General features: G+C 61.8%; 18 protein-coding genes, 1 tRNA gene, 1 other RNA gene and 4 pseudogenes. 17 read left to right on the top strand and 7 right to left on the bottom strand.

From position 1 onward, the window contains the following. Positions 1-36 precede the first annotated feature (36 nt). Positions 37-447: RNase P RNA component class A (gene rnpB, locus CyaNS01_RS01380), an RNA gene on the bottom strand. 77 nt (positions 448-524) lie between these two features. Between rnpB and CyaNS01_RS01375 the strand changes: the two genes are divergently transcribed. Continuing rightward, positions 525-598, top strand: a tRNA-Arg gene (locus CyaNS01_RS01375). A 46-nt stretch (positions 599-644) separates the two neighbouring features. On the opposite strand, the gene CyaNS01_RS01370 is transcribed toward CyaNS01_RS01375, so the two are convergent. Further along, positions 645-2,225 carry a mechanosensitive ion channel gene (locus CyaNS01_RS01370; RefSeq protein ID WP_186698259.1) on the bottom strand — a complete coding sequence of 527 codons (1,581 nt, stop codon included), beginning with the start codon at positions 2,223-2,225 and terminating at the stop codon, positions 645-647. A gap of 166 nt (positions 2,226-2,391) precedes the next feature. On the opposite strand from CyaNS01_RS01370, the gene CyaNS01_RS01365 reads away from it, so the two are divergent. Together CyaNS01_RS01365 and CyaNS01_RS01360 are read left to right on the top strand one after the other, a co-directional pair. Then, positions 2,392-2,742, top strand: a complete 351-nt coding sequence (locus CyaNS01_RS01365; RefSeq protein WP_186698257.1) for a hypothetical protein — start codon at positions 2,392-2,394, stop codon at positions 2,740-2,742. A 65-nt stretch (positions 2,743-2,807) separates the two neighbouring features. After that, a complete protein-coding gene (locus CyaNS01_RS01360) occupies positions 2,808-3,293 on the top strand; it encodes a hypothetical protein (RefSeq protein WP_186698255.1) in 486 nt (161 codons plus the stop codon). A 17-nt stretch (positions 3,294-3,310) separates the two neighbouring features. Here the strand turns inward: CyaNS01_RS01360 and CyaNS01_RS01355 are convergent, their stop codons facing one another. Continuing rightward, positions 3,311-4,036, bottom strand: a complete 726-nt coding sequence (locus tag CyaNS01_RS01355; protein WP_225875886.1) for a sulfotransferase family 2 domain-containing protein — start codon at positions 4,034-4,036, stop codon at positions 3,311-3,313. A gap of 487 nt (positions 4,037-4,523) precedes the next feature. Between CyaNS01_RS01355 and istA the strand changes: the two genes are divergently transcribed. From istA to CyaNS01_RS01325, 5 genes and pseudogenes are all read left to right on the top strand, one after another. Beyond that, positions 4,524-5,825: an IS21 family transposase gene (gene istA, locus CyaNS01_RS01350; protein WP_222934191.1), complete on the top strand. Its 1,302-nt coding sequence runs from the start codon at positions 4,524-4,526 to the stop codon at positions 5,823-5,825. After that, positions 5,822-6,067, top strand: coding sequence for a hypothetical protein (locus CyaNS01_RS14820; protein ID WP_186698251.1), 246 nt, complete (start codon positions 5,822-5,824; stop codon positions 6,065-6,067). The genes istA and CyaNS01_RS14820 overlap by 4 nt, the downstream gene beginning before the upstream one ends. After that, a pseudogene (locus CyaNS01_RS14895) lies at positions 6,068-6,724 on the top strand (ATP-binding protein). Between the two features lie 298 nt (positions 6,725-7,022). Then, complete coding sequence (locus tag CyaNS01_RS14890) at positions 7,023-7,934, top strand: IS3 family transposase (protein WP_186698247.1); 912 nt, start codon at positions 7,023-7,025, stop codon at positions 7,932-7,934. Beyond that, on the top strand, positions 7,835-8,086 hold the full coding sequence (locus CyaNS01_RS01325) for an integrase core domain-containing protein (RefSeq protein ID WP_225875734.1): 252 nt from the start codon (positions 7,835-7,837) through the stop codon (positions 8,084-8,086). The genes CyaNS01_RS14890 and CyaNS01_RS01325 overlap by 100 nt, the downstream gene beginning before the upstream one ends. 855 nt (positions 8,087-8,941) lie before the next feature. Here the strand turns inward: CyaNS01_RS01325 and CyaNS01_RS01320 are convergent. After that, entirely contained in the window at positions 8,942-9,241 is a 300-nt protein-coding gene (locus tag CyaNS01_RS01320) for a hypothetical protein (protein WP_186698243.1), read from the bottom strand. A 1,478-nt stretch (positions 9,242-10,719) separates the two neighbouring features. Here CyaNS01_RS01320 and CyaNS01_RS14415 point away from each other — a divergent pair. Further along, positions 10,720-11,148 carry a hypothetical protein gene (locus CyaNS01_RS14415; protein WP_255460120.1) on the top strand — a complete coding sequence of 143 codons (429 nt, stop codon included), beginning with the start codon at positions 10,720-10,722 and terminating at the stop codon, positions 11,146-11,148. 59 nt (positions 11,149-11,207) lie between these two features. After that, positions 11,208-11,717 carry a helix-turn-helix domain-containing protein gene (locus tag CyaNS01_RS14410; RefSeq protein ID WP_225875732.1) on the top strand — a complete coding sequence of 170 codons (510 nt, stop codon included), beginning with the start codon at positions 11,208-11,210 and terminating at the stop codon, positions 11,715-11,717. A 165-nt stretch (positions 11,718-11,882) separates the two neighbouring features. Here CyaNS01_RS14410 and CyaNS01_RS14405 read toward each other — a convergent pair. After that, positions 11,883-13,042: pseudogene (locus CyaNS01_RS14405) on the bottom strand (ISAs1 family transposase). A 489-nt stretch (positions 13,043-13,531) separates the two neighbouring features. Between CyaNS01_RS14405 and CyaNS01_RS01300 the strand changes: the two are divergent. Continuing rightward, the gene (locus CyaNS01_RS01300; RefSeq protein WP_186698242.1) at positions 13,532-13,813 is read left to right on the top strand and encodes a hypothetical protein; all 282 of its coding nucleotides are present in this window, start codon (positions 13,532-13,534) and stop codon (positions 13,811-13,813) included. 288 nt (positions 13,814-14,101) lie between these two features. Here CyaNS01_RS01300 and CyaNS01_RS01295 read toward each other — a convergent pair whose 3' ends face one another. Both CyaNS01_RS01295 and CyaNS01_RS01290 read right to left on the bottom strand, forming a co-directional pair. After that, positions 14,102-14,356, bottom strand: coding sequence for a hypothetical protein (locus CyaNS01_RS01295; protein WP_186698240.1), 255 nt, complete (start codon positions 14,354-14,356; stop codon positions 14,102-14,104). A 133-nt stretch (positions 14,357-14,489) separates the two neighbouring features. Continuing rightward, positions 14,490-15,676 (bottom strand): IS3 family transposase gene (locus tag CyaNS01_RS01290; RefSeq protein WP_370561624.1). Its coding sequence is split into 2 segments (ribosomal slippage): positions 14,490-15,415 and positions 15,415-15,676, totalling 1,188 coding nucleotides; the frame shifts between segments, so codons are not numbered across the junction. Between the two features lie 204 nt (positions 15,677-15,880). Here CyaNS01_RS01290 and CyaNS01_RS14885 point away from each other — a divergent pair. The 6 genes and pseudogenes from CyaNS01_RS14885 (at position 15,881) to kdsB (CyaNS01_RS01255) (ending at position 21,327) form a co-directional block, all read left to right on the top strand. Continuing rightward, positions 15,881-17,040 (top strand): annotated as a pseudogene (locus tag CyaNS01_RS14885) (ISAs1 family transposase). A 212-nt stretch (positions 17,041-17,252) separates the two neighbouring features. Beyond that, entirely contained in the window at positions 17,253-17,408 is a 156-nt protein-coding gene (locus tag CyaNS01_RS01275; RefSeq protein WP_186698236.1) for a hypothetical protein, read from the top strand. Between the two features lie 1,340 nt (positions 17,409-18,748). Then, positions 18,749-18,958: a hypothetical protein gene (locus CyaNS01_RS01270; RefSeq protein ID WP_186698234.1), complete on the top strand. Its 210-nt coding sequence runs from the start codon at positions 18,749-18,751 to the stop codon at positions 18,956-18,958. A 241-nt stretch (positions 18,959-19,199) separates the two neighbouring features. Then, the gene (kdsB, locus tag CyaNS01_RS01265) at positions 19,200-19,976 is read left to right on the top strand and encodes a 3-deoxy-manno-octulosonate cytidylyltransferase (protein ID WP_186698232.1); all 777 of its coding nucleotides are present in this window, start codon (positions 19,200-19,202) and stop codon (positions 19,974-19,976) included. 78 nt (positions 19,977-20,054) lie between these two features. After that, positions 20,055-20,515 (top strand): annotated as a pseudogene (locus tag CyaNS01_RS01260) (3'-5' exonuclease); the annotation flags it as partial. Between the two features lie 17 nt (positions 20,516-20,532). After that, the gene (kdsB, locus tag CyaNS01_RS01255) at positions 20,533-21,327 is read left to right on the top strand and encodes a 3-deoxy-manno-octulosonate cytidylyltransferase (RefSeq protein ID WP_186700039.1); all 795 of its coding nucleotides are present in this window, start codon (positions 20,533-20,535) and stop codon (positions 21,325-21,327) included. The last annotated feature ends 35 nt before the right edge of the window (positions 21,328-21,362 follow it).

The raw sequence follows: 21,362 nt of genomic DNA, 5'->3' as shown, positions 1-21,362 counted from the left end.
AACGGGATGGGGCGGGGCGGCGCAGGCCAGCCGAAGGGGTGAAAGCAGGGCGTAAGCCGGGTTCTGTTCCGGAGCCGGGCGAACCCTCGCTCCGGGGCGATCATCTGTCTGGGACCGCCGTCTCCGACGGCCTCGAGCGGCGCACTTGTGGCGGGACGGGTGTCATGGCCAACCGTTGTCCCTGGGCCTTGCTCCCGGCCGGGGTTTACCGAGCCAGCACCTCTCGATGCTGCTGGTGCGCTCTTACCGCACCTTTGCACCCTTGCCTGTGCGCGGGGACAAGCCCCGGCCATCGGCGGTGTTTTTCTGTGGCACTCTCCTCGCGGTCACCCGCACTGGGCGTTACCCAGCAAGCCTGGCCATTGGGGAGCCCGGACTTTCCTCAACCGGGCGGACCGGCGGCCCGAAGACCGCTGCCCCCCGATCGCGATCACCTCGCCTGCTTTCACCCCCCATGATGCCTTTCGGTCCGGCGGCCAGGGCTGCGGACCCGGTGGGGTGCCGGTCGCATAATGGCGTGGCAGGGGGCTGTAGCTCAGCCGGATAGAGCGACGGTTTCCTAAACCGTAGGTCGTGGGTTCGAGTCCCGCCAGCCCCGTATGGCCCACGCGGTGAAGCCTCGAGCACCACCCTTGGCAGTGGCCTCAGCGGCGCTTGAGGCTGCCCACCCACTCGCGCAGCTGCTCGGCCGCCACCTCGCGACCACCCAGGCCGAAGGCCACGGCGGCAGCCACGGCCAGCGACCCGAGCACCAGGCCGAAGGCCAGGCCCACGATGTTTGGGGCCACGCCGATCTGCTGCAGCGCCATGGCGCCGCTGAAGCCGATGATGGCCACCCGGGAGATCTGGCCCAGCAGAGGGGCCTGGTGCCCGCTGGAGCCGCTCACCAGGTGGTGGGCCAACTGAGCCAGGTAGAGGCCCACGGCGAACACCACCAGGCCCGAGAGAATCTGGCCGAACAGCAGCAGCAGACCCTCCACAACCACGGCCAGGCCTGGCAGGTTGAGCACATCGGTGGCGGCCACGGCCGCGAACAGCACCACGCCCACCTGGGCCACCACTCCCAGCAGCTCCGAGGGACGCCGGCCGATGGGGTTGTCGCCGTCGCGGTTGAGCCCCTCCAGCCCCATCCAGGTGTAGAGGCGGTCGAAACCCACCCCCGCCAGCAGCCGACTCACCAGCTGGCCGATGAAGCGGCCCGCCACCACGCCCAGGGCCAGCACCAGTGCAGCGGTGAAGATCAGGGGCAGGGCCGAGAGGATGCTGTTCAGCATCGCCGTGGCCGGCGTGGAGATCGCCGGGATGGCCAGGGCGTCGAGGGCGGCGGTGGCAGTGGGAATCAGGATCAGCACATACACCACGGTGCCCACCAGCCAGGAGAGCTTGCGGCCTCCCTGCTTGGGATCAAGGCCGAAGCCGGCACCCACCTGGTCGATGCCGCTGGAGGCGAGCAGGTTGGCCACCAGCAGGCGCACCGTGCGGGCCAGGAACCAGCCCACGGCCGCAATCGCGGCGGCCTTGGCGATCTGGGGCAGGGCACCCAGGAAGCTGTCGAACAGGTTCACCACGGGGGTGACCTGGGAGCCCAGGTTGAGGGCGTTGAGGATCAGCGGCAGGAAGAACAGCAGCACCAGCCAGTACACAACCTCGGCCAGGGTGTGACCCACCTGGCCGACCAGGGCAACCGGCTGAGCGGCCTCGGCAGTCGTGGTGTCGGGGGCGGCATCGGCAGCGGCCTCCGGGGCTGCAGCGGCAGCAGCCAGAGGCCCACTCTCCGGCTCGGGGGAGGGGCTGAGGCCCTGGGTCACGCGCCGCAGGGCAGCGCGGGCCAGGGAGGCCAGCAGCCAGCCCACCGCCGCCAGCACGGCGGCCGCTCCCAGCTGGGGCAGGAAGGCAAAGATCTGATTGAGGAACTGGTTGAGCGGCTCCGAAACGGTGGTGAGCTGCAGCACGTTCAGGGCCGCCACGATCGACAGCACCATCACCACCCAGAACACCACCCCGGAGAGCAGTCGGTCGAGCTGGGGCATCGAGCCGGAGCTGCCAGCGCCCACGGCACCGCTGATGCGACGGTCGAGCCCCGTGCGGCGCAGCAATCGCCGCACACCCCGGGCCAGCAGGGCGGCCACCACGTAGCCCAGCACCAGGATGCCGAGGGCCCCGAGCAGGTTGCCCACCAGGCCCAGCATCTGCGGCCCCACCAGAGCCTTGATCGGATCGGTCATCGGCACTCTGAGGAGGGGGATCGGGGCTGTCAACTTCAACCCTGTGCAGAGCGTCCCCAGATGTCAAGCAACGGCCGCGAATGGGACTTGTCGTAGCTGACGCTACCTATGGTGGCCTGTTGATTTCCACCACTGCCGCTAGCGTGGGGCCAACGTCGGGACCTCCATGACGCAACTGCATGATCTGCGCCTGCGCCTGTTGGTGCAGCAGGAAAGTGAGCGCATCGCCGACGGGCATCTCGACGAACTGGATCTCTCGGTGATGCAGGCCCGCTGCCTCTGCTGGCTGGCGCTGCTGGCCCAGGCCCACGAGGAGCAGGCCGGGGACGCCGAGCAACGCGGCGATACCGAGCAGGCCATGGGCTGGTTTGCCGATTCGATGCGGCTGAGAGATGTGATTCAGGTGGTGAGCACCATTGAGATCCCGATCCCCTCAGCCTGCGACGACAGCGAGGACGACAGTGACGACGACGCTGGAGCCGGCGACTGCAGCCAGGGAGACGGCCTGGCCGCCTGAACCCTCAAAGCGGCTGACCCTGGCCCTCGGTGCCATGATGGGCATTGACTTCCCTGGGGAGCGCGGTGCCCGAAGAGCCCTGCCAGTGCCCTGATTGCCAGCGGTTCTATCGGGAACATGACCGATTGATCCGCGAAAACCCCACCCTGCGCCAGCAGCAGGAGCTCAACTGGGCTGCCCTGCAGTCCTTCCGGACGCTGGCTGGCCGGGTGATGGATGAATTGCAGAAACAGGCCGATGCCGCTGAGGAGGCGGCCCCGGCTGCCGCCACCCCTCCCCCCTCAGACAGCGGCGGGGCTGCCGTGGCGCCTGAGCAGGCCCCGGAGCCGGATGCCTTCCAGCAGGCCCTGGCGGACCTGGAGAACATCAACGCCCACCTGTTCTCGATCGAGGCGCTGATGGAGCGCATCTTCGATGTGCGCATGCCGGATGAGGTGGAGCAGAAGTTCCGCGAGGTGGCTGGAGAGCTGGCCCCCGATCCGCTCAACGCCGATCGGCTGCGGCTCAACCGCCTACTGCACCAGACCCCGGATCTGCCCGACCGGGGCTGAGATCGAGCTTCCTGCCCCTACGCATATCCAAAAGTGTTGTAATCAACAAGAAAACGAGATTCCAGCGCGATTCTGGCCTTGTTGCTCACGATGTCTGGCTTCAGCATGATCTTGTTGCTCCTATTGGCATGGGGTATGGGTGTAGAGGCACCCGTGAAGGCCTCGAGGCAGGCCTTGGCTCTATCACCAGCCAACTCCTCCGTACGCAGCACAGTGAGTTTGTCGACGAGCTTCTCGTTGATGCTGAGCTGGGAGTATTGGCTGCAAAATGCTCGTGCTCTGTCCAGGTTGGGATTATGCACAAATGCGTCGAAGTTGCCCTCTGATTCCAGGTAGGCAATCGAAGAAGGCCAGCTCAGCTGGCGATGATCAGCACTGAGGCTGGCACGTCGCTGCCTGAGCTCTGATGGGGTGAGCTTGGTGATCAAGCCGATTTGCTCGATAATGCCAGCCATGAAGTTGAACAGTGAGACGGCACGATGAAGAGGGTGGCGGACCACGCTCAGCACCTGATAGGTACGCAGGTTTGTGCTGGCCCGTAAGGCGTAGATATCTGAGATTGAGCTGTGCTTCGTGATTCCAAAGCGCTGGGAGAAATGGCGGTTGGCCTGTTCACCAAAGGACGTGGAACCCAACATGACATCTTGCCATTGAAGAGAGCGCTCCAGTGCGATTTCGACACTTGACCCTCCAGTCTTGTGGATATGAATAAAGATATACCGGTTAGAATGGCATATGATCATGGCTTTTGGAGGCCCAAGAATGCATCCATGCAGGTTGTCGAGAGGTTTGCAAAACTCCCAGAGCTCTGAAATACGGAATTCGCAAGGCCACCATCGCCTGCGACGAGTAGCATCCACCGAGAGTTGGATGAAGCCTGCTACAGGGTGCAGCTCTCAGGTCAGCGTTGCTGCAGCGGCGAAGGTGTGGTCGTAGAAGTCGGCGTAACTCACTTCAAGGATACGATCACCATAGCAATGCTAGTAGCTCTGCATGTGCAAATGTTGGAAACAGCAACTGGAGATCCCCCGGTTTCGTGGACACCGAAAAAGACATCACAAGGGTGAATGCAAGAGCAGAGACGGTGACTGCCAGGAAAGATGACGCCCCTGCTCCTGCTGTCAGGCGACAGCGAACACTGGTCCTGCGGCGACACGAAAACTGGTCCACCCCGTGGAGCACGACTCCCCATCTGTCCCGATGCCGGCCAGGGCGGCATCTCTGGAGCCGATGTCTGTGGAGACGGCGGTGCAGACCCCTCAGGACGTGGAGGCGATGCAGCGGTTGGCGGCAGTGGGCTGGGGCCGGCGGCGGATTGCCAGGGAACTGGGCTGCTCGCCGGAGACGGTGCGGAAGTACCTGCGGCAGGGCGGCTGGCAGCCCTACGGAAAGCCCAGTCGCAACTCCCTGCTCGATGGCCAGCGGGCCTGGCTCAAGGAGCGGTTTCTGGCCCACCGCGGTAATGCCGACGTGGTGCGCCAGGAGCTGGCCAGCGAGAAGGGGATCGCGGTGAGCCTGCGGACGGTGGAGCGTGCCGTGGAGCCGTGGCGTCAGGAGCTGCGCAACGCGGCCCTGGCCACAGTCCGTTTTGAGACCCCACCGGGCCGGCAACTGCAGGCGGACTTTGGCCAATGCGTGGTGCGGATTGGCGGGGAGCGGGTGCGGGTGCACCTGGCGGTGCTGACGTTGGGGTACTCCCGCCGGCTGCTGGTGCGGGCGTTCCGCAGCGAGAAGCAGGACCACTGGCTCCAGGCGATGGAGGAGGGGTTCCGCCACTGGGGTGGGGTGCCCAAGGAGGTGCTGGTGGATAACGCGAGGGCGTTGGTGAGCCAGCACGATCCGGAGCGGGAGATCCTGGTATTCGCGCAGCGCCTGGACGATTTCGCCCGGTACTGGGATTTCAAGCCCCGTGCCTGCCGGCCCTACCGGGCGCGGACCAAAGGCAAGGATGAACGGGGCGTGGCGTACGTCAAGAAGAACGCGATGGCCGGCCGGGAGTTCGGCAGCTGGGAGGCGCTGGAGGCTCACCTGGTGCGCTGGACCCGTGAGGTGGCCGACGTGCGGATCCACGGCACCACCGGCGAGGCGCCGCTGGTGCGGTTTCGGCGAGAGGAAGCCCAGGCGCTGCAGCCGCTGGAGGCCAAGCCGTCGTTCCTCGCCGAGCGGGAACTGGTGCGGATCGTCCACAGCGACTGCTGTGTGGAGGTGGAGGCGAACTGGTACTCGGCGCCCCAGTCGCTGATCCGTCAGCGGGTGAGCGTGCTGGTGCGGGATCAGCACCTGCTGATCCGCCACGGCGGCCGGATCGTGGCCGAGCACAGGCGGCTGCGGCCTGGCAGCCGAGGGCGCCAGGTGATCGAGGCGCACTGGGCGGGACTGGTGCCGCAACGGCAGCGGCGCGAGGCGGCGGTATCGCTGCAGGAAGCCAGCGCGACCCGTGATCGGGAGCGAGAGCGGCGCACGGTCCGCAGTTCGGAGCTGGCGCGGCCTCTGGCCGTCTATGCCGAGGTGATCGGGGAGGTGGCGGCATGAGCGCCAACCCACGAAACCGATCCACGCCGGCAACGCCACCGGTGCCGACCGAGGAGCTGGAGGCGATGCTCACCCGCCTGCGGCTGCCGGCGATCCGCGATCGACTGGATGCGCTGCTGGAGGAGGCGGCAAGGCGGGAGATGAACCTGCGCGAGGCCCTGGCCTGGCTGTGCGCCGCTGAGGTCGCCCGCAAGGACCAACTGCGGATGGAGATGGCGCTGCGGCTGGCGCGCTTCCCCTAGGTGCGGACGCTGGAGGCGTTCGATTTCGATGCGCAGCCGTCGCTCGATCCGGCCCAGATCCGTGAGCTGGCCACCTGCCGCTGGGTGGCCAACGGCGACACGCTGCTGTTGCTGGGCCCACCGGGTGTGGGCAAGACCCACCTGGCGGTGGCGCTGGGCCGGGAGGCGGTGCGGCTGGGTCACAGCGTCCAGTACGTCGGCGCGATGGAGCTGATCAGCGCCCTGGCCAAGGCCCAGGCACAGCACGCCCTGGAGGCCCGGCTGACGCAGGACGCCAAGAGCCCCCCGGGTTCAGGAAAGATGTCACCCATCTGATCAGTACATCCGGGGGCTCCTCCTTACGCAGCACGGCGAGGTGGTCAACGAGCTTCGCTCGACCGCTACGCCCTGCTGGTGATCGACGACATCGGCTACGTGCGCAAGGACGAGGCCGAGACCTCCGTGCTCTTTGAGCTGGTGATGCACCGCTACGAGCGCCGGTCATTTCTGGTGACCAGCAACCAGCCGTTCAGTGAGTGGGAGAACGTCTTCTCGACCAGCGCCATGACGGTGGCAGCGGTGGACCGGCTGGTGGATCACAGCACGATCATCCAGATCAATGGAGAGAGCTACCGCCGCAAGCGGGCAAGACGCACAGACCGACCTGTGGCTGGCTGACTGGGCGTCCGGACCAGGCGTCAATTACCCGCCAACTGCCTCCACACCCCTGGCGCGAGCTGCCGGTGACGAGCTCCGCGCTGCCGGCGGACTGTGGGGTCCACCGGCTCGTGCGCTCCGTAGCAGCAATCGGGCAGAGGCTGAGCAGGGGCACCGGCCAACCGGATTGACGCCGCCGGATGCCGATCAAGGAACCCCAGCCGTGCTCCGTCTTCTCGACTGAGGGTGGCTCAGTTTTCATGTCGCCTCCCCCCTGCCATGGCAGGGGGGAGAAGGCGGGAAGAACCCGCCAACGTAATTGCACAAAGCCGCCTACGTAGTTGACATCTGGCAGGCTCCTCACCAGCGAGGAGCGCGCCGAGCTCAACCGGCTCCGCAAGGAGAACCGCGAGCTCAGGAGGGAGAAGGATTTTTTCAGGCTGGCGGCAGCGCACTTTGCCAAGGAGCAGCTGCCGCCGAGAGGTTTCGCCTGATCGATGAGCTTGCTGATCGACACTCGGTGGCCTGGCTGTGCCGACAGCTGGGGGTGGCCCGCAGCGGGTTCTATGCCTGGCGGCAGCGGCAGGAGGCGCCGGGAAAGCGGGCGGCCGAGAACGCTCGGCTCACAGCTGAGATCGAGGCAGTGTTCCGGGAGCACCGTGGTTTCTACGGATCCCCGCGGATCCACCAGGAGCTGCGCGCTGCAGGGCATCCGATCGGGCGCCACCGTGTCGCCCGGCTCATGCGCCGTGCTGATCTCAGGGCCAGGACGCGCAAGCCATTTCGGCCCGGCTCCAAGGGCAGTGGCGGGGCTGCTGGGGTGGTGGAGAACCTGCTGCAGCAGGAGTTCGCGCCGCCGCCTCCAAACCGCTGCTGGGCCGGCGACATCACCTACATCCGCACCAGCGCCGGCTGGCGGTACCTGGCGGTGTGGATCGACCTGTTCAGCCGCCGGGTCGTCGGCTGGAAGCTGGATCGCCGTATGGATGCCGCTCTGGTGATCGAGGCTCTCAACCGAGCCCTTGGCCACCGCCAGGTGGAGCCCGAGAAGCTGCTCCTCCATACAGATCAGGGCAGTAACGGGCCACCGACTACCGCGATCTGCTCAGAGAACAGAAGATCGTCTGCAGCATGTCCGCCAAAGGATGCTGCTGGGACAACGCCGTGGTGGAGAGCTTCTTCTCCACCCTCAAGCTGGAGTTGGACCTCGATGACAATCGAGAGGAGCTGATCTCTCCCCAGCAACTCCAGCGTGATCTGGCCTTCTGGATCGAGGGTTACTACAACCGCGAACGGCGCCATTCAACGATCGGTTACATCAGTCCGATCGACTGTGAGCAGAGGTTCATCGCGACCTCTACACTCACCCCTGCGAACCCCTGATCAGTGTCCACGGAATCGGGGGAACCCCACTATTGCCTATTTCACGGGATGGCAGAGAGCGGTATAGATTTTTCGAGGTGCCCTAAAATGAGAGGTTTTGCTTGGGTGCCCCGTTGCGCTTGGTTGTTCTATGGAAGCTCTGAGAAACAAGGGCTTGAGCGGATCCTTACATCAGACATAGCCGGATTGCTCCTCCAGATGTTCTCAGAGATTGATCTGTACCCAATCAAGGTGATCTTATGCTTCTTGTCGCTACCTTGCACCCGTGAATAGCCTCATTCGGGCACACCACGCCCCTTATCATGGAGTCGCAAGCAGCTGACGACGCGCAAGGAACAGATTCGTCAGTGCAGCCAGCACGTTGACCTTGCAGCGGTTCTTCATGCTACGCCGGTGCTGATCCTCCCGAGTTACACCACTCCATGGGACGCCGCTCCGTGACGGTGGCCCCCTGCTCTATCAGCAACAAACTCCTAGATTTTGTATCTCTGTGGCGTTCAGTGCGTCCAGCAGCACTTCCTTCACAGAGCCACACGAGTGGCACGTCAAGATATATGCATATCCATCTTTCGACACAAAAGCTGGAGGGCTTATCCTGGATCGTCTTGCGGACACAGATCGCCTCCACCATGGCGACACTGGTCTTGAACTCGGGGCTATGGGTGCTTCTCTTGCTCATTGGTGGGAGCCTTCTCAGGGGCAGTAAGTACCCCACCTCAGAGGTTAACGATGGGACCTGTCCAGAAAAACCAGACCCACTCAGGCAGCATCCATACAGCTCTCGACAGGACAGAAAGCCGAGAATCACTTTATGGTAGAAATTGCCCAGGCTGAACAGATAGTCTAAATTAAAAATTAATATCCTTGAATTGGCTTAATAGAAATTTTGTTTTTTCTAAGCTGTCCGTAAATCATTCCGCAGTTGGTGAGGATTTCAATAATTTTGCGCCTTTGGTTTTCATCAAGAATGCCGAGTTGTTGCAAAGAAATGTCGAGATTATGTGTTACCCCATCAGAAATCAGTCTATGTTCAGCATATTTGGACTTCCACTTTGCCTCTGCTTTGGATTGTGCATCCGAAACTAAATCATTCTCAGTTGCAAAGAAAACTAATAACCCAGAATCTATTTTCCGGCATTCGTAGCGGTAGCTCACAAGCTTATTTGATGAATAATATTAATTTATAGCATAGAGTTTGGTGCGGATTGGGCTTTTTGTGACACTTGAATAAGCGACTAAAGCAGGGTGTAGGGTGGGCTGTCGGGCGAAGGCTAAGTTAAACTTGTAGATATTTTGGACAAATGCAAGACAAACCATTTTTTCTTGACGACTGGCGGCGCACTCCAAAGGATGTGCAAGGCACCATAGCTCCAAAGCTTTGCTACAAGCCTGCTCCACTTCATGAGCTTGCTGGAAACGACTTAATTATATGCGCAGCTGATAGAAGATTTCTGGAGAGAAATCTGCCTAGATACTTAGATTCTATAACGGATTGCTCCATTGCTACGGCAATTTTCCTTTTCTCGCCCGAGTCAGAAATTCCCACGATAGACTATCTAGAAGAACTAAACCAAGAGGCGCGAAGCAAGCGTGTATTTATTTATTGCTGCACCCAACCTCGCCTTTCCAGAATCCTCTCATCATTAACACCGCAATCCCGCAGAGAGTATTCCATAAACTACATAAAAAGCTTGCGCTACTTCTACGCTCTTTCGGCGCTAAGTTCATTTCGGGAGAGGCGGAATCAGACAGATCGATATGTTATCACTGCCGACTTGGACATTGCTGTCAAGAGCGACTTCGGTGCTAGCCTCCGCAAGTCGTATCCCAATTCGGAAATAATCGCCACATTCAACTCCATGGGAAAGATTACGAGAGCAGACTTCCCAAGCACTCTTTCTTGCACAGCAGACCTGTCATCTATCAAGCCCCATACGCATGCTAATCGATTAGGGTTGGACATCCCATTTCATGTGATTAAGGGTGGACTCGCGCTCCGCCATACATTGACTGGAGAAGACCTGCTTAGGAGAATAGTGCTCTATATGCACGGGAAGAAATCAGATCCAGTCTTCACTCGTCTATTCACATACTACTACGGAGATCAAGTAGCCGTCTATCTCGCATTAAATGATCTGATTCGCCATCTGAAAACACATAATATCCAAGTCGATAAGTTGATTGGATGGCTGGACTACTCGTCCTCCAAAATAGCAAGCTTAGATCCTGCAATTGACGCAGATGTCTGCATATTCAAAGGAGAAGGATTTAGAAATGTGGACAAGTATGAAGCTGAATCTTAATTTGGTTTGCAGCAAGTGCAGTGTTGTGTGTCGATAAGCTGCTCATTTGTCAATGGCGAAAAGTAGGTTTTGCGATGTTTTCATTTTGCCAACATTTACACCAACTGAAATTTATTGAAGCGACTACCATGGCTTGAGGCTAGCCAGAATCATGTGGCACCTGCGCCACTTATAGATGCCGAAATACCGGCTTAGTCATTGGTTGTGCTCGTTCGAAGTCCCCCCGGGTTCACGAAAGATGTCACCCCTCTCATCAGTACACCCGGGGGCTTGAGGAGATGATCAATGCGCCGATACAGCGAGGCCATCAAGGCTGATGTGAGGAGGCGGATGAGCCCGCCGCACAGGCAGAGCGTGGCCCGGATTTCAGAGGAGCTGGGCATCCACATGATCACCCTCTACAAATGGAGGAAGACCTGGCGGTTGCAGGGAGAGGTGGTGCCGGCATCCGAGAAGGACCCTGACGCAGGGGGTAGCGCTGCCGACAAGTTCACGGTGGTGCTGGAGACGGCTGGGTTGAACGCCACTGAGCTCAGCGCCTACTGCCGGGAGCGGGGTCTGTTTCCTGTGCAGGTGAGCCGCTGGCGCCAGGCCGCCACCGATGCCAACGCCAAGCCGGTGCTGACGATGGCCGAGCAGAAGGAACTCGAGAAGCTCCGCGCCCAGGACCAGCGGGAGATCAAGGCCCTCAAAAAGGAGCTGCAGCGCAAGGAGAAGGCCCTGGCGGAGGCGGCGGCCTTGCTGGTGCTGCGAAAATAGTGGGAGGCCTTCTGCTCGCAGGACGAGGAAGGCTGACCAGCGCCGCGCACCGGCGGAAGGTGATCGAGCTGATCGGCGAGGCCAATGCCGCTGGCGCCGGCCTGGTGAGTGCCTGCTGTGAGATCGGCATCTGCCTGCGCACCCTCAAACGCTGGCGGAAGGCCTTTGGTGGTGATGGGGACGGTGAGGACCGCCGTAAAGGCAGCCTCCGCGACGTCGCTCACCGCCTGAACGAGGAGGAGCGCCAGCGGATCCTGCTCACCTGCAACCAGCCGGAGTACGCCTCGCTGCCGCCGGGACAGATCGTGCCAGCTCTGGCGGATCAGGGCCTCTATATCGGCTCCGAGAGCAGCTTCTATCGGGTGTTGCACCAGGCAGGGCAGTGCCACCGCCGCGGGCGGGCCCGGCTGCCGCAGGAACCGCGCTCCGTGCCGCGTCTACGGGCGGATCGCCCCAATGCGCTCTGGTCGTGGGACATCAGCTTCCTGCCGACCACGGTGCGGGGTGTGTGGCTGTACCTCTATCTGGTGGTCGACGTTTGGAGCCGTATCCGGCGACAATCTGGTTGAGGGGTCGCGCCAATCAGGTTGACCGCTCTTGAGGGGCTGCGCTGAATCCGGTTGCCATGCGCAGGGCACCGGGCCATGCCTGCTCCCCTCACCGCTCAACAGATTGCGCTGTACATGTCCAAACGACGAACCGGCAGCCGCCAGGAGGTCAGGGTCTATTAGAAGTCACCCTGAGGGTCGTTCTTCCGCCGGTTCCCGCCACCCCAGCAGTCTGAGCAGTCCCTTGATGTCGTGAGCCAGGGCGGCGATGCCCTCGGTGATCGACCAGATCCCATCGAGCCGCAGGGCATTGATCGCCAGGCTGCGGAGGGTGGCCAGGATCTGGACGCCGTTGTCCTCCCGGTAGCGGTGGGCGTCTTCCCTTAGCGGCACGTCGCGCACCCAGTGCCAGCTGTTCTCGATTGACCAGCGGTCTCTGACGTGCCGCAACAGGGCCATGGCTCCGGTCCGCAGACTTGAGACGTAGTAACGGGTCTCGTCTGTCGCCTTGCCATCACGGATGCCATGGCTGCGCACGGCGATGATTGTCGCGCTGCCCGGCCACTGCTCCACCACCCACTCCGGCGCAGGCATCGCCCGCAGGGTCCAGGTGATGTCACGGCCCCGTTTCAGCTCCCGTCTGCTGGTGCGCCACGGGATTCGCCGGCCATAGGTGAGCCGGTCTCTGATCAGCCGAAACCCCTTGCGGCGGCTGTGTTTGACGGCGATCAGGAAGTCGGCGCCGCGCTGGGCGAGGTAGAGGAAAAAGGGCGGTTGGCATGCAGCGCGTCGGCCTGCACCAGCACCCCGTCGAGCTCGACGGCCTCCAGCAGCTGGCGCAGCGCCTGGATCTCGCCACTGGCATCGGTGGCGTAGGTGGTCTGGGCGATTGCCACGCCCAGCGATTGGGAGTAGAGGCTCACCTGGGCAATGAACTTCGCTGCGCCGGAGGCGGTTTCATCGATGGAGCCCCGCAGCGTCTTGCCGTCACACACCAGGGTGTCGAGCTCCTCGGCCACGCCCGTCTGGGCCGCCATCCAGTCGCGGAGCAGGGTTTCAAAGCCCGCCACATCCAGCTGGGCCAGCAGCAACCGGAAGGTCGAATCCGACGGCGACTTGCCGAAATCAGTACCCAGCAGTTCGTTGAGCGTCTGGCGATGCCGTTTGGCAAAGCGCTCCATCCCCACCAGCGAGCCCTGGCCGCTGAGGATCGCGAGGATCGCCACCAGCAGCATCCACCACTGGGGGAAGCGGATGCCACGTCGCATGCGGCAGTCCGGCAGCGCCTGGAGAAAACTGATCAGATCGCCTGCTGCAGCAGGCGTGGTGGCGGGCTCAGAGGCCAAGGGTCAAGAGCGGGTCCCGCGCACGACACCGTAGGCGGGAGGCCCCGGCCAGGGCTATTGAGACAGACTTCTAATAGGCCCTGGGTTTGTTTGGTGGTCGTGACGTGGACCTAAAAACTGAACCAGCCCTTATGAGTTTACGGGATAATCGCCTGAGAGGCTGCGGTTTCCCATCCCGCGAGCCGATTATTCGCAGTATGGGGCGGATTTCGGTGATTCAGCGGCCCGGAATGCCCGATTTCAGTTGTTTCGTCCCGGTGGTGTTCTCGGGAGCCCGCCAGTTGGTCACGCCTCTGGGCAACCTGCTCAGGTCACAGGGTCGATTAACTGCATGGCTAAATTGGCCTGGCTGATTCCTTCGGTATGGGATTCGGGCCACGGGAATTGTCTTTTTCCATGCCCGACTCTCCCGTCATGGCCAGCCTGACCACGCTGTTGATCTGATCACCCTGCTGCTCCAGTGGAGGAGCAGGCAGTCCACCCTGGCGAATGGCGTTGACACTCTCTTCTGCGACGGCAAGAAGCGCACAGCTCGATCGATCAGGCGCCTGGTGCCGCAGCGCCGTTCTTTACTCAGGTAAGCCTGTATCCCCCCAACTGGGGGTGGCGATTGCCCAGACCACCTATGCCACTGACGAGAGCAGCGAGACAGCCGACCTCAAATGGCCTCTCAGCGAGATCGAGCTCAGCGACGTGCTGGTGCAGGCGGAAGCCCTGCACGGGAATCGCCCGCTTTTCTCTTCCTTGCGGAGCAGGGCGCCGACTTCCTGATTGCGATCAAGGGTTGTCGCCGCCGCCGCCGGTGGATTGCATCGTTACTTAGGTTACTTGCGTAAGGTTGTTGCATCAACATTTGGCGCAAGGTGGCGGTCATGCCGAGCGGTGCTGCGGCTGACAGGCGTGAGGTTGGAGCGGTCGGCCCTGATCCGCAGCGCAGACGGGCCGCGATGTAGGGTGCCCGCCAGCGCTACGGGGGCCTGAGTACTGCTGGTAAGCGCAAGTTGCTGGACGAGCTGGAGGCGATCACGGGGTATCACCGCAAATCGCTGCTGCGGCTGCTCAATCGCAAGGCTGCTGCCCCTTGACCTTGGTGAAGTCACAGAAGCCGATCTCTCCGGGCTGATACGCCAGAGGGAACATCACCTCCGGCGTCGGGCCATGCAGAGATTTCCAGTGCTGCACCCGCCGCTGCAGGGTGCGTTTCAGTGAACTCCAGTCCTGATCTGGCTTTTGCTCCTGCAGGTGCTCCAGCAAGGTGGTGGGTGTCAGGGCCGGATGGCGCTCCAGCAGCGGCAGCAGCAAGGGCTCCCACACCTCCGCCAATGGATCAGGACGCCGCCGTCCGCGTGGTTTGGCAGCTTTCGGTTGGAGGCGGCCGCGATCGATCCGGTGAGCATGACGTGACCCCCTTTATCGGTCCAGGGCTTATGAGAGTGGGTGGTTGTGGTCATGCTGCAGCTCCCTGTTGAGCTGCCTCCAGGGGCGTACGCCCCTGGAGGGCCGAGTGCGGCCTGAGTGAGTTGTACTCCCAGCGCCAACGATCGGCCAGGATCTGCGCCTCGGGGGCTGTTGTGAACAGCTCGGTGTTGAGGAACTCATCCCGGAACCGGCCGTTGAACGACTCGGCGAATCCGTTCTCCCACGGGGATCCTGGCTCGATGTAGGCCGTGCTGGTAGTGCTGCTGGCCTCGCACCAGTCCCGTAGGGCCTGGGCAATGAACTCCGGCCCGTTGTCCGATCGGATGTACGCCGGTGCTGGGTAGAGGCTGGTGAGTTCCTCCAGCACGGCCACCACGTCCTTGGCCTTGCAGCGCCTGCCCACCCGGATCGCCAGGCAGAGGCGGCTGTGCTCATCGATCACCACCACGTCCTTGGCCTTGCAGCGCCTGCCGACCCGGATCGCCAGGCAGAGGCGGCTGTGCTCATCGATCACGTTCAGGAACTTGAGCCTGCGCCCATCAGCGGTGGCGTCGAACTGGAAGTCCATGGCCCACACCTGGTGGGGATGCTCAGCCCGATGACGCCGCACCGAGCCGTCCGCGGGCCGTGCCCGCTTTCGCTTCCTGGGAGTGGGCCGCTGCAGCCCCTCCTCGCGCCAGAGCCGTTGCACCCGTTTGTGGTTCACGGTCCAGCCCTCCCGCCGCAGCAGGCGGTAGGCCATCCGGCGGCCCCAACGGATGTGGTCCGCGGCGATCTCGCGGAGACGCTGCCGGAGCTTGGCCTCCTCGATCGAGACGACCTTGCCGCCATGGCGCTGGGTGCTGCGGTGCTGGCCCACCACTCGGCAGGCCAGGCGTTCAGAGGCCCGGTAACGCTCCTGCAGGACCGTGACGGCCCTGCGGCGACGCTCCGGGCTCAGAAGTTTCCCTCGGCGAGGTCCTTGAGCATGGCCTTCTCCAACTCTGCTTCCGCCAAAAGCTTCTTGAGCCGGGCGTTCTCCTTCTCCAGCTGGGTCAGCCGTCTGGCCTCCTCGGCCTGCATGCCCCCGTACTGCTGCCTCCAGCGGTGGTAGGTCGGTTGCGTGACCTCGATGACGCGGCAGACGTCGGCGACGGTTTTTCCCTGGGCGATCAACTGCTCGGCCGTCTTGAGCTTGCGGATGATCTGCTCGGCTGTGTGCCTGGTGCGTTTCATGGTCGAGTCCCCGGCCCAGTTTGGCCGGCTGAAGACTCTCATTCACCCTGGACCGGTTTCCGGGGTCCACATCAAGCACTGCTCACCGAGATGCCCGCCGCAGCGGCAGCCACCTCCTGGCCAGGGCCTATTAGAAGTCTGTCTCAATAGCCCTGGCCGGGGCCTCCCGCCTACGGTGTCGTGCGCGGGACCCGCTCTTGACCCTTGGCCTCTGAGCCCGCCACCACGCCTGCTGCAGCAGGCGATCTGATCAGTTTTCTCCAGGCGCTGCCGGACTGCCGCATGCGACGTGGCATCCGCTTCCCCCAGTGGTGGATGCTGCTGGTGGCGATCCTCGCGATCCTCAGCGGCCAGGGCTCGCTGGTGGGGATGGAGCGCTTTGCCAAACGGCATCGCCAGACGCTCAACGAACTGCTGGGTACTGATTTCGGCAAGTCGCCGTCGGATTCGACCTTCCGGTTGCTGCTGGCCCAGCTGGATGTGGCGGGCTTTGAAACCCTGCTCCGCGACTGGATGGCGGCCCAGACGGGCGTGGCCGAGGAGCTCGACACCCTGGTGTGTGACGGCAAGACGCTGCGGGGCTCCATCGATGAAACCGCCTCCGGCGCAGCGAAGTTCATTGCCCAGGTGAGCCTCTACTCCCAATCGCTGGGCGTGGCAATCGCCCAGACCACCTACGCCACCGATGCCAGTGGCGAGATCCAGGCGCTGCGCCAGCTGCTGGAGGCCGTCGAGCTCGACGGGGTGCTGGTGCAGGCCGACGCGCTGCATGCCAACCGCCCTTTTTCCTCTACCTCGCCCAGCGCGGCGCCGACTTCCTGATCGCCGTCAAACACAGCCGCCGCAAGGGGTTTCGGCTGATCAGAGACCGGCTCACCTATGGCCGGCGAATCCCGTGGCGCACCAGCAGACGGGAGCTGAAACGGGGCCGTGACATCACCTGGACCCTGCGGGCGATGCCTGCGCCGGAGTGGGTGGTGGAGCAGTGGCCGGGCAGCGCGACAATCATCGCCGTGCGCAGCCATGGCATCCGTGATGGCAAGGCGACAGACGAGACCCGTTACTACGTCTCAAGTCTGCGGACCGGAGCCATGGCCCTGTTGCGGCACGTCAGAGACCGCTGGTCAATCGAGAACAGCTGGCACTGGGTGCGCGACGTGCCGCTAAGGGAAGACGCCCACCGCTACCGGGAGGACAACGGCGTCCAGATCCTGGCCACCCTCCGCAGCCTGGCGATCAATGCCCTGCGGCTCGATGGGATCTGGTCGATCACCGAGGGCATCGCCGCCCTGGCTCACGACATCAAGGGACTGCTCAGACTGCTGGGGTGGCGGGAACCGGCGGAAGAACGACCCTCAGGGTGACTTCTAATAGACCCTGCAAACAAACCCCATGCAGGCAGCTCAGGCCAGAGCGCCTGTGACACACTTTGAAACACACCTGGTGAGCGGGCTGGCAGGACTGGTGATTGGTCTCGGCAACCACGTTTAAGATGCCGCGGGGTGTCCGTGCTGGCGCAACGCCCGCAGGGAAATCAGTTGCAGGTGCATAATGATTTGATCTGAGTACTGGTCCCATGACAGTTGGCAAACTTCTTTCAGGCACGGCGGTGGGGCTTCTCTTCGTCGGTATCCTTGTGCTGTTCACCGACGTGGATGTGGCAATGGTTCGCTGGTTCAACTGTGGCCCCTGGTCCTCCGAAGTGTCCCGTCAGGAATTTGAGTGCAGCTGATCGGTGGCCCACCTAGCAGCGGGGCACCCCTTCCATACACATCCCCACAGCCAACTTCAACACCTGTGGCGGCTCTCCCGAAAATGCGGGAGTCGTCGGTAGATCGATGATCGCCGTGTGAGCGGCTACGGAATATTTAGGGAATGCCGTCCGCACAGGTACCAGGGTAGACATGAAAATCCTCCTCACCTGCAACCAGCATTCCAGCGGACGTGCCTGAAGGGATACCCTCCAAAGCATTACAGGACCAGACAGCTCAGCTAAGATATATCCCTAGACTAGAGCTTATAATGCCTGGCGAGAGACCCGCACGCGCAGATACCTGTGCAAAAGTGCTCTACCTGCATATCGGGACATCCCGCACGGCGACGACAACACTGCAGCAACATGTACTGAGCCACCTAAGAGGTGTTAGCCAGTTCACAAAGAAGCCTGGCCAGGGCATGAAGATAAGCCGGGCGGGCGGGAGAAACTTGCTTGCTCTTCTTGACCGGCAAGCTCAGTTTATGTCACAGCTGAAGACGCAGGAGTCTTCTAACGTGCTGATGCAGATTAGGCTCCTGGCTTACAATGCATCAATTCGCTCTGCCACCCACAAATAGAAAGCCTATAAAGCTCTTATTCAGTACCTGGATGGGTTCTCAATAGTTTATAGTGGGTCAGTGTTTATCTCCTGTGAAGGCCTCGCTGAAAGCAATAGCGCCTTAAATTGCGAAGACAGTTGCTACCTTGACTGCCCCCCGTTCGTGACTTTGCTTAGGGCTATTGGAGAGCTCGGCAGGCATGAACCAAGAATCGTTGCCTGCTTTCGCGATCCCATCCCACTACTTGCCTCCAGGTACGCGCGTTGTCTTCGTCAGCGCGCCATCAAACAGATGCTACATCTAAACATCTAAACATACATTCAGAATCAAGTTACGCTTGATAGACATGCTCCCTATCTATCGGCGTTTGCCAGCGCAGTCCACGCGAGATACCTACAGTTTCTTGAATCCGAATGCACAGTGACGGCTTTTAGCTTTCAGCAGCTCATTCGATCGAAAGATGTCTTCGACTTAGTGAGAGTACGATTCCAAGAAAAGCTCTCTCTGGAGAGGCTTCCATTAGAGAGTCACTCAGCCTTTGACAAGCCGACAAAGAACTATGTCGAAGATCGCATACGTGATTCTCTAGGAGGTCATGGCTATCTATCGCTCATCAAGAGAAGCCAGCTATTTATGTAGCTTGCATTAAGCTCATGACTATCGAGCTTGTCCAGGACTCGTGCCACTAGGAGGACATTTGAAATCCAGCCCATCTGTGAGAGAATGGCCCACTGATCGCAAGCCAAGACTGGATTGATGGGCGCCAAACAACTCGGCTTTTCTGATTACGAGCAGACGATCGCCAAGAAGCACACCAAGCGTGATATTTTCCTGGCGGAGTTGAAATCGGTGGTTCCCTGGCAGGCACTGATTGAGCTGATCAAGCCCTGTTGCCCAAAAATGAACAAGCAGGGCGGAAGGCCTCCGTACCCGCGGCCCACCATGCTGCGGATCCGCCTGATTTAACAGTGATGCTGCTTCAGCGTTCCAGTAATGGAGGATGCCCTGATCGAGGTGCCGACGATGCGGCGGTTTTCGGGGATCGACCTCACAGCACCGACAAGCACCGCAACAAGACCTGGGTGTCTGAGACCAGTCCATGAGGGCACTTGGATCATCCGACGCGCATTCAGCCTGCGGAACTGATGACGCCAGAGCTTCTTTGCCCCACTAGGATCCACCCAGCTGATCGCCCCGCTTGGCCGCTGTGACGCCCTGCCCAGTGGTGGTGGCCGTGCCAGCCCGGCTGGAGTCCTCTCGGCTGCCGGGCAAGGTTCTCGCCGACATCGCCGGCCGACCAATGCTGCGCCACGTGCTCGAGCTCTGCAGCCATGCCCGGGGGGTGGACCACGTGGTGGTGTGCACCGACAGCGAGCTGGTGCGGGAGGCAGCGGCCGCCTGGGGGTTTGCGGCCCTGATCACCTCTCCGCGCTGCAACAGTGGCAGCGAGCGGCTGGCCTCGGTGGTGAAGGAGCTGGTGGAAGCCGGTGGCGGCCTCGCCGCCGAAACCCTGGTGATCAATGTGCAGGGGGATCAGCCCCTCCTCGATCCCTGCATCATCGAGGCGATGGTGGAGCGCTTCCAAGCCCTGGGGGCTCCGCCGGTGCTGACGCCCGTGTACCCCCTTGAGGCCGCCAAACTCCACGACCCCAACGTGGTGAAGGTGCTGCGGGCCTTTGACGGCCGGGCCATCACCTTCTCCCGCAGTGCCATGCCCCATGTGCGCGACCTGCCGCCCGAGCTCTGGGCCAGCCGCACCATCTACTGGGGCCACGTGGGCCTTTACGGCTACCGAGCGGATGTGCTGGCGGGTTGGGGGGCGTTGCCGCCTTCGCCATTGGAGGAGCTGGAAAAGCTGGAGCAACTGCGGCTGATCGAGGCCGGCGTGCCGATCGCCACCTTCGTGGTGGAGCAGGACTGCTTTTCGGTGGACACCCCCGAACAGCTGGAGCAGGCCCGCCGGCTGCTGGCCCCCAAAGCCTGATCAGCCGTTGCCGTCTCACCAGCCCTTGTCCCGCGTCAAGCCCTTGGCTAGCCGACTTCATTGTGGGCGGATTCTCTGTTCCCGGTGGTGTTCCTGGTGGGGATGGAGCAGGGCCTGTTCCCAAGCTACCGCTCCATGGAGGATCCCTCGGCGATGGAGGAGGAACGCCGCCTCTGGGGCGGCATGCGCGAGCCGGCGGTGCTGCCAGTGTTCCTGGCGGAGTGGCCCGAGGAGCTGGTGCAGGGCGACATCCCCCGCAGCGGCGGAGCCGCCATCCGCCGCGAACAGCGGCTGGATCGCCTCACCCGGGTGGATCGCCAGGAGAGCCGCCAGGTGGTGGCAAAACCTGGGCGGTGGTGGATCGGCTGCGCCACAGCTCCTTCGGGGAGGGGCACATGACCCACCTGTTCGGCAGCGGCGAGAAGATCTCAATCGCCGTGAAGTTCGAGGGCATGGGCCCCAAGATCCTCGATCCGCGCCTGGCACCGATCGAGCCGGTGGAAAGGCCGTGGTCAGGTCGTGCGAATCCGCTGCAATAAGCTGAATGAAAACCGTGCTGGCTCCCATGAAGGTCGTTGTTGCAGTTCCTGCACGCTTGGAATCCTCACGGTTACCCCGCAAAGTTCTCGCCAGAATTGCTGGAAAACCGATGCTTCAACACGTCCTTGAACGCTGCCAGAAGGCCTCAACTCCTGATGCAGTAGTGCTTTGCACCGACAGCATTGAGCTACAGAAGTTAGCTCTAGAATGGGGATGCAGCGTTGCCATGACAAGTGCGGATTGCGCCTCAGGCAGCGAGCGGATTGCTTCTGTAGTCGATCATTTGATTGCCTTGGTTGATGGGGTCAGCAGCGATACATTAGTCATTAATGTACAAGGAGACCAACCCTTTATCGATCCATGTGCTGTGGATTCAATGACCATGGAGTTTTGCTCCCGTCAGCCAACTCCGGATGTATTGACCCCCGTTTACCGGATGGCTGCTGAGCGGATTCACGATCCTGATGTCGTCAAGACACTGGTATCAGCAAATGGCAATGCCATATATTTCTCGCGAGCGGCGATTCCTCACGTCCGTGGAGTGCCGCCGAGCGAATGGCATGCACATACTTCCTATTGGGGCCATGTCGGCATCTATGGCTACCGGGCCGATGTACTTCAGAGATGGCTAGATCTACCGTATTCACCTTTGGAGAAAGTTGAGATGCTCGAGCAACTTCGCCTGCTCGAAGCGGGCATCCAAATCGGCACCTTTCCCGTCGAAGGCGAATCTCTATCTGTTGACACATCGGAGCATTTAGCCATCGCACGAAGAAAGGCGGTTCACTACGTACCAGGACAAGAGATATAGTGTTGCTGCTGCACAAGGGTGATACCATGGCTGAA

The organism is Cyanobium sp. NS01, from assembly GCF_014280235.1.
Classification (GTDB): Bacteria; Cyanobacteriota; Cyanobacteriia; order PCC-6307; family Cyanobiaceae; genus NIES-981.
The sequence above is the reverse complement of the archived record's forward strand: the minus strand, read 5'-3'. Positions and strand labels throughout refer to the sequence as shown.